General features: G+C 70.8%; 2 protein-coding genes. Both read right to left on the minus strand.

The window, feature by feature from the left end:
- Positions 1 to 218: NUDIX domain-containing protein (locus LQV45_RS31905; RefSeq protein ID WP_230011461.1), on the minus strand; the 218-nt coding region annotated here is incomplete at its 3' end.
- Positions 218 to 1,471 (minus strand): DUF4407 domain-containing protein (locus LQV45_RS31910; protein WP_230011468.1); only part of this gene is annotated, 1,254 nt, incomplete at its 5' end. The genes LQV45_RS31905 and LQV45_RS31910, both read right to left, overlap by 1 nt.

Here is a 1,471-nt window from a genome sequence, read left to right on the forward strand (position 1 = left end):
GCCCATTCGACGTCGGGCGGTGCGACACCGAGCTCTTCGCGGAACTCCCGCTCCGCGGCATCCCGGGGTTGCTCGGACGCGGGGTCGAACTCGCCCTTCGGGATCGACCAGGCGCCGGCGTCCTTGCGGGCCCAGAACGGCCCGCCCATGTGAGCGACGAACACCTCGAGCGCGGGACGCCGCCGATACAGCAGCAGCCCCGCGCTCCACGTGGTCATCAGACGCCCGCCGGAACCCGCGCGGCCTCGTCGGCGATCACGTCGGCGCGTTTGCGGAACGTGCGCGCCGTGACGCGATCGAGGGCGATCTGCGTACGCATCTTCTCGGCCTTCTCGTACAGCGACGGTCCGCCGAAGCCCGTGAGCACCTTCACCAGCACCGGCAGCAGCTCGATCATGAAGAACAGGGCGGCGATGAGCCAGTGCGCCCAGCGCAGGGTGGGCTCGCGCTCGGAGAGCCTCTCGAGCGCGGAGATCTGGCTGAGCAGACCCACCGCACCGGCGTTGCCGTCGGCCACCGACGAGGCGCGATCGTTGTAGGCCGCGAGTGCCGACTCGTACTGCGCGCGGGCGGCGGGCAGCTGATCCTGCGCCTGCTGCTTGTTCTGGTCGGCCGAGGCGGCCGCAGCGTCGGCACCGGCGGAATTCGCCGTGGCGAGCGCCGTCTGGGCCTGCTGCAGCTGCGTCGACAGCGCGTCGTACGCCGACTGCGCCTGGGCGAGCTGCGCCTGCGCGGCGTCGGAGCTCGCCCCGTCGCCCGCGACACCCGTGCAGCCGGGGACCTCGCCGGCGCCCTGACCGGTCAGCTCGCACTGATACACCGCGCGCGCCTGGTCGATGACGGTCTGCTGCGCGGCCAGCTGCTGCGTGAGCTGGTCGACGGTCTGCTGCGCCGCGGCGGCTTCGGCCGAGGTCGACGAGGTGCCGGCGACGATGCCCGTCGCGGCCTGGTTCTCGAGCGCCGACACCTGTGCGCTCGCGGCGTCGAGGGCCTGCTTCTCGGGGCCGCTCGTCACGGCATCCTGGTCGGTCAGCGCCTGGGTGACGTTGGTGGAGTTGACCTCGCGGTTGATGTCGTTCTGGAACACCTGCAGCACGAGCGGCTCGGCGACGACGATGCCGATGAGCGCGGCCATGATCACGCGCGGGAACGCCAGCCCGAGCAGCCGGAACACATTCGTCGTCGACCGCATGGTCGAGGTGAGGAAGCGGTCGAGGTTGAAGATGATCAAGCCCCACACCAGCGCCAGGGGGATGGCGAGCAGGATGCTCACGCGGACACCGGTCAGCAAGGCGAACATCATCGACAGGGCCGAGACCAGGGCCGTTCCCAGCAGAACGAGGAACATCTGCACGAAGCGAGGAACCTCTTCGGGCACCTCGTTCAGGACGTCGTTGTCGGCGCCGCCGAGGACGGCCATACGGCGCACGAGCGACAGGCTCGGGCGGCGCGGGTCGGCACGGCGCAGACG

The organism is Microbacterium sp. Bi128 (assembly GCF_918698205.1).